At 72.4% G+C, this 6,569-nt stretch carries 5 protein-coding genes; all 5 read right to left on the minus strand.

Features of this window, described 5'->3' with window-relative positions; genetic code table 11:
- Positions 1–775: DUF3492 domain-containing protein (locus tag DVH02_RS34440; protein ID WP_114627749.1), on the minus strand; the 775-nt coding region annotated here is incomplete at its 3' end.
- 189 nt (positions 776–964) lie between these two features.
- Positions 965–2,752 carry a dipeptide ABC transporter ATP-binding protein gene (locus tag DVH02_RS34445; RefSeq protein ID WP_114627753.1) on the minus strand — a complete coding sequence of 596 codons (1,788 nt, stop codon included), beginning with the start codon at positions 2,750–2,752 and terminating at the stop codon, positions 965–967.
- Positions 2,753–2,841: 89 nt separating this feature from the next.
- Positions 2,842–3,831: an ABC transporter permease gene (locus DVH02_RS34450; RefSeq protein WP_114627750.1), complete on the minus strand. Its 990-nt coding sequence runs from the start codon at positions 3,829–3,831 to the stop codon at positions 2,842–2,844.
- On the minus strand, positions 3,828–4,868 hold the full coding sequence (locus DVH02_RS34455) for an ABC transporter permease (protein ID WP_114627751.1): 1,041 nt from the start codon (positions 4,866–4,868) through the stop codon (positions 3,828–3,830). Before DVH02_RS34455 ends, DVH02_RS34450 begins: the two co-directional genes overlap by 4 nt.
- Complete coding sequence (locus DVH02_RS34460) at positions 4,865–6,556, minus strand: ABC transporter substrate-binding protein (RefSeq protein WP_114627752.1); 1,692 nt, start codon at positions 6,554–6,556, stop codon at positions 4,865–4,867. Before DVH02_RS34460 ends, DVH02_RS34455 begins: the two co-directional genes overlap by 4 nt.
- Between the last annotated feature and the right edge of the window lie 13 nt (positions 6,557–6,569).

Below are 6,569 nucleotides of genomic sequence, written 5' to 3' on the forward strand. Positions count from 1 at the left end.
GCGTGCCGTCGCCAAGAGCGCCCGGCGCACTGGTGGCGAGGTAGTGCGCCCGCAGCCGTACCCCGTACTCGGTGACCAGCAGCGGTACTCCGAAGAAGCGTTTGGCCAGCAGTCCCGGCAGCGCGGCGGAGCCCCCGGAGGCGGCGTGGCAGAGGTCGACTGCGGCGAGGGCGTCGTCGCCGTACCAGTCGAGCGAGAGGGGGCGCAGAGCGCGCTCCAACTGGTCGGCGAAGGCGAGGAAATCGGGCACGGTGGCGGGCTGCACGCTCCGGCGCGCTCCGGGCGCGCGGCAGGCCGACTCCAGCAGCCGTACGGCGGTTTCCGAGCGCAGCGCGGCGTACAGTCCGCCGCGCTCCCGCGCCAGGTCGGCCAGTCCGTACAGGCCCGCCGCGAAGCGGTCCCCTGCGCTCCCGGCGCTCCGCGCGCTCCCCGCGCCCGCCCCGGCGGCGCCCCTGGCCTCCTCCGAGGCCGGGTCGTCGCCGCGGGCCGAGCAGACGGCCGCCGCGAGTTCGGCGAAGTGGGCGGCGAACCGGCGCCGGTCGCGCCGTCCGTGGCAGCGGCCGTCGTCCGCCGGGACCCAGAGCGGCGCGGTGCGCACCCGCCCGACCAGGGGCGGCAGTTGTATCCAGCCGTGCGCCTCCTGCTGGGCGCTGCGGCTGAGCGCGTAGATGTCGAACTCGTGCGGTGCGAGCCCGCGCACGAGCCGGTCGCACCAGAGCCTGGACTCACCCGTCGCGTACGGGTATCCACCGTCCGTCAGCAGTCCGATCCGCACGAGCGCACCCCCGATCTCCCTTGTGGGCAGCCGTCGTTGATCGACGACTCACAGCGGGACGACCGTAAGCGGACAACCCGGTGGTACGACGGACGGTTGTCCGTCGCACCACCAGAAGGGGTGAATGCACGTAACTTTCCCGTACCGGCGGCGTTCTGTGGCGCTACAGAGCCATCCGGATACGGAGTGTCAGGCCAGGGCCACTTCCTGGTCCGTGTCCGGCAGCGGCTCACGGGCCGCCCGGACGGCGCGGCGCTCCGCCGCGAGCGCGGGATCCAGCGCGGGCACGGCCGCCAGCAGCTGCCGTGTGTACGGGTCGCGCGGTGCTCCGTACACCTGCTCGACCGTGCCCTGTTCGACGATCCGGCCGCCGCGCATCACCGCGATGCGGTCGCTGACCTGGCGTACCACCGCGAGGTCGTGCGCGATGAAGACCAGTGCCAGGCCCAGCTCCCGCTGGAGTTCGGCGAGCAGCGCGACGACCTGGGCCTGGGTCGTGACGTCGAGCGCGGAGACGGGCTCGTCGCAGACGATCAGCCGGGGCTCGGCGGCGAGCGCGCGGGCGATGCCGACGCGCTGGCGCTGTCCGCCGCTGAACTCGTGCGGATAGCGGTCGTAGCGGTCCGGATCGAGCCCGACCCGGTCCAGCAGCTCGCGCACGCGCGCACGGATCGCGGACTCGCCCAGCGCACCGGCGGCCCGCAGCGGATCGGCCACGGACTCGCCCACCGAGCGGCGCGGGTTGAGCGAGGAGACCGGGTCCTGGAAGACCATCTGGAGTTCGCGGCGGTAGGGCCGCAGCTCCTTCTCGGAGGCGTTCGCGATCTCCGTACCTCGGTACACCAGCCGCCCGGCGCTCGGGTCGAGCAGCCGTACGAGCATCCGGCCCAGCGTGGTCTTGCCGCTGCCGCTCTCCCCCACGATGCCCAGGGTCTCCCCGGGCGCGACGGTGAGCGACACCCCGTCCACGGCGGTGACGGTCCGCCGCCCGAGCCGGAACTCCCGCCGCAGGCCGTCCGCTTCGAGCAGCGGCTCGGTACGGGGGTGCCCAGGCGACGCGGACGAAACGGGCGACACGGACGGCGAGGACAGCGCGCCGGTACGGGTCAGCGGCCCGTCCACCCGGGGCACCGCGGAGAGCAGCGCGCGCGTGTACGTGTCGCGGGGGCTGCCCAGCACCTCGGCGACCGGGCCGCGTTCCCGCTCCCGGCCCTGCCGCATCACCAGCACCTCCTCCACGCTCTCCGCCGCGACACCCACGTCATGGGTGACCAGCAGCAGTCCCATCCCGGTCTCCTGGCGCAGCCCGTGCAGCAGGTCGAGGATCTGGGCCTGCACCGTGACGTCCAGGGCCGTGGTCGGCTCGTCGGCGATCAGCAGCCGGGGCTCGCAGGCGAGCGCCATCGCGATCAGCGCGCGCTGGCGCATCCCGCCGCTGAACTCGTGCGGCCTGGACCGCGCGCGGCGTGCCGCGTCCGGGATGCCGACCCGGTCGAGGACCTCGACCGCCCGCGCGCGGGCGGCCCTGCGGGTGGCGTCGGTGTGGACCCGGTAGACCTCGGCGATCTGGTCGCCGACGGCGTAGTACGGGTCCAGCGAGGAGAGCGGGTCCTGGAAGACCATGGCGGCCACCGCGCCGCGCAGCGAGCGCAGTTCGCGTTCTGTGGCGCCGCCCACGTCCGTACCGGCCACCCGTACGCTGCCGCCGACCAGGGCGCCGGTCCCCCGGTGCAGGCCGAGCAGTGCGCTCGCGACGGTGCTCTTGCCGCTGCCCGACTCGCCGACCAGGGCGATCGCCCGGCCGGGCGCGAGCGTGAAGGACAGCCCGTCCACGGCGCGTACGGTCTCCGCCGCGCTGCCGGTGCCCGCCGTGAAGTCGACGGTGAGGTCCACGACCTCGACCAGATGCTCCGTACGACCGGGCCGATCCGTACGGCCGGGCCACTCCGTACGGTCCGCCGGGTCCGCCGAGTCCATCCGGCCCACCGAATCCGTCCGGCCCACCGAGTCCATCCGGCCCACCGAGTCCGTCCGGTCCGTCCGGTCCGTCTTGTGCGTACGGTCCGTCACCGCAGTGCCACCCTTCGGTCGGCCGTCGCGTACAGCAGGTCCGCCACCACGTTCGCCAGGACGACCATCGTGCCCGTCACGAGCACGACGCCCACCACCACCGGGAGATCGACCAGCCGCACCGCGTCGACCAGCGTCTTGCCGATCCCCGGGATGCCGAAGAGCGTCTCGGTGAGCACCGCCCCGCCCACCACCGTGCCGAAGTCGTTGGCGTTCAGCGCGATCACCGGCGGCAGGGCGCCGCGCAGCGCGTGCCGTCCGACGATCGCCCGCTCGCCCACACCGTAGGCGCGGAAGGTGCGGATGTGGTCCTCGGCCAGCGTCTCCAGGGTGGAACCGCGCGTCAGCCGCGCGTATTTCGCGCTCTCGAAGAAGCCCAGCGTGAGCCAGGGCAGCAGCATGTTCCACGCCCACTGTTCGGGATCGTCCGACAGCGGGACGTACGACGGGAACGGCAGCCACTGGAGGTAGGCGCACACCAGCATCAGGAGCAGCAGCCCGAGGATGAAGACGGGCGTGCCGGTCGCCGCCAGCGTGATGACGGTCAGCACGCGCTCGGTGATCCCGCCCCTGCGCAGCGCGGAGAGCAGCCCGGTGCCGACCCCGACGACCAGCCAGACGACCATGGCGCCGACGGCGAGGGAGAGGGTCGCCGGGGCACGGTCCAGGATCAGTTGGCTGACCTGCTGGTCGGTCTTGTACGAGAAGCCCAGGCAGGGCGCGTCGCAGTGCAGCAGCGCCGTGCCGGTGGAGTAGTCGCGGCCGACGAAGATGCCCCGGAGGAAGTGGGCGTACTGCGTGAGGACGGGGTCGCCGAGCCCGAGCCGCTCCCGTACCTGCGCGACCTGCGCCGTCGAGCAGCGCTCGCCGCAGGCGAGCCGGGCGGGGTCGCCGGGGGCCAGATAGAAGAGCGTGTAGATCGCCACGGAGAGCACGAGCAGGACGAGCAGCGCGCCGCCGAGCCGTTTGAGCAGGTAGCGCGTCATGAGGCGGTTTCCTCGGGAGCGGAGTTCTGGTCGGAGGTGCGGCCCTTGCGGGCGGCGGCCCGGCCGGAGGCGCGCGTGCCGATCCGCAGCCTGCTGGCCTCGCGCGGGTCGAGCGCGGTCCGTACCGCGTCGCCCAGCACGGTGAACGCGAACACCGTCACGAACAGCGCCCCGGCGGGCAGCAGGACGTACATCGGGTCGGCCCGGAACCAGGTCTGCGCGTTCGACAGCATCTGCCCCCAGGACGGGGTCGGCGGCTTGACCCCGATGCCGAGGAACGAAAGGGACGCCTCGTTCACGATGTTCGTCGGGACGAGGATCGCCGCGTACGTGATGACGGGCGCGGCCAGCGACGGCAGCAGCTCGCGCCGCGCGACCCGCAGTCGGCCCGAGCCGCCGAGCCGGGCGGCGGCGACGAAGTCGAGGCTCTTGAGGGTGAGCGTCTGGGCCCGCACGATCCGGGCCGTACCGCCCCAGTTGAGCAGTCCGATGACCAGGATCAGCAGCAGCGGGCGCGGGAAGCCGTCGGAGACGACGGCGGTCAGGGCGATCGCGAGGACGAGCATCGGCAGGGCGACCATCAGGTCGGTGACGCGGCTGAGGAAGGAGTCGAGCAGCCGGTTGCCGAGCCCGGCGGCGAGGCCGATCGTGACGCCGATGACGACCTGCACCACGGTGGCGCCGACCGCGACGAGCAGCGAGATCCGGGCGCCGTACAGCATGCGTACGAACAGATCGCGTCCGGTGCCCGGTTCGACACCCAGCCAGTGGTCGCCGCTCACCCCGCCGAACGAGCCGAGCGGCACCCCGCCGCGCGCGGAGTCGATCAGCGAGTCGTGGTACGTGTTCGGGTCCTGGCCCTCGATCGCGGCGAGCAGCGGCGCGGCCAGCGCCAGCACGACCAGCAGCGCGAGAACGCCCCCGGCCACCAGGGCCGAGGGGCGGGCGCGCAGCCGCTGCCAGACCTGACGGGCGCCAGGGGCGGCGGTCGCCGCCGCCGCCCCTGGCGCGTCGAGAACGGGAGCGGAGGTGGTCACTTGACGGAGACCTGCGAGATGTCCAGGACGCCGGTCCAGTCGCTGATCACGATGTTCTTGACGTCCTTGCCGTACAGCCGCTTGTAGACCGGGTGGAAGAGCGGCACGTCGAGGGCCTTCGCGCCGATCTTCTTGTCCAGCTCGCCCCAGCGCTTCGCGGCGGCGGCCGGATCGGTCAGCTTGGCGATCTCGTCGATCTCCTTGTTGACCGCCGGGTCGTCGAGCTGGGCGTGGTTGAAGTTGGCGCCGTCCTTGACGATCTGCCGGCCGTCGAAGATCGGGGCCAGGAAGGGGCCGCCGGAGGGCCAGTCCGCGCCCCAGCGGGAGAGGAAGAAGCCGGGGCCGCCCTGGTAGGCCCAGCGGGCCTCGTTGAACGCGTTCTGGTCGAGGCCGACGAGCTTGACCGTGATGCCGGCCTTCTTGAGGGCCTCCTGCACGGCGGTGGCGACCTCGGGGCTGGTCTCGCGGTTCTGGACGGTGGAGTGGGTGAGCGAGATGGTCAGGCCCTTGGCGTAGCCCGCCTCCTTGAGCAGCTCCTTGGCCTTGGCCGGGTCACCGGTCTTTCCGGCCGGGAAGTGGTCGTAGGGCGTGTAGCCGAACGCCTTCTGCTCGGGGAGGAAGGTGGTCGCGGGCTCGGCGAGCGCGGAGCCGCCCGCCGCGTTGATCACGCTGGTGCGGTTGATGGCGTACGAGATGGCCTCGCGCACCTTGGCGTTGTCGAACGGCTTGATCTTCGGGTTGAAGGCCAGGTAGTTCGTGTAGCCGAAGTGGCCGGTGCCGACCCGGGAGGCCAGCTCCTTGTCGCCGCTGACCTGGGCCAGCTCGGCGGGGCCGAGGTTGGTGTCGGTGGTGATGGCGGCGGCGTCCGCGCCCGAGCTGGTGGAGAGCCGCTGGTTGATGACGGCCGCGTCGAGACCGGCCTTGACGTCGATCTTGTCCGGGTAGGCGTGGCGCTGGTCGTCGGTCTTCTCCGACCAGTGCGGATTGCGTTCCAGGACGACGTGCTGGCCGTCGTTCTCGTTCGAGACGACCTTGTACGGGCCGGAGGAGACCGGGTGCTCGGCGTACTTGGCGCCCTTGTCCTTGGCCTTGGGGACCGGCGCGAACTGGGTCTGTGTCGCCACGAAGGGGAAGTCGCCCTCGGGCTTGTCGAGCTTGAAGACGATGGTCTTCGCGTCGGGCGTCTCGATCGAGGCGAGGCCCTTCTTGTCCTTGTACGGGCCCTCGTAGTCGGCGCCGCCGATCAGCCAGTCCCGCAGATAGGGCGCGCCGCCGGAGAGTTCGGCGGCGAACGAGCGCTCGATGCCGTACTTGATGTCGGCGGTGGTGATCGGGGTGCCGTCCTCGAACTTCAGCCCGTCCTTGAGCGTGTACGTCCACTCGGTGGCGTCCTTGTTGGGACGGCCGGTGTCGGTGGCGAGGTCGGGCACGACCTTGGTGCCCGCCGCGCCGTCGGCCCGGTTGCGGGTGGTGAGCGTACGGAAGACCAGCGAGGGGACGTTGCCGCCGCCGGAGGTGTAGAGCCGGGCCGGGTCGAAGTTGGTCTGCGGCTCGGTGTTCAGCACCGAGAGCGTGCCACCCTGCCGCGGCGTGCCGCTGTCCGCGCCACCGGCCTTGGCATCGTTGTCCTCGGGGCCGCAGGCGGCGGTGCCCGCTGCCACGGCCAGGGTGACGGCTGCCGCCGCCAGACGGCCCCGAGGA

This window comes from Streptomyces corynorhini (genome assembly GCF_003346515.1).
Classification (GTDB): Bacteria; Actinomycetota; Actinomycetes; order Streptomycetales; family Streptomycetaceae; genus Streptomyces; species Streptomyces corynorhini.

What these genes read in the sequence shown, in the direction of transcription:
- DVH02_RS34445 (WP_114627753.1), bottom strand. Translation starts at nt 2,752, where the DNA reads ATGGACTCGGCGGACCCGGCGGACCGTACGGAGTGGCCCGGCCGTACG.
- DVH02_RS34450 (WP_114627750.1), bottom strand. Translation starts at nt 3,831, where the DNA reads ATGACGCGCTACCTGCTCAAACGGCTCGGCGGCGCGCTGCTCGTCCTG.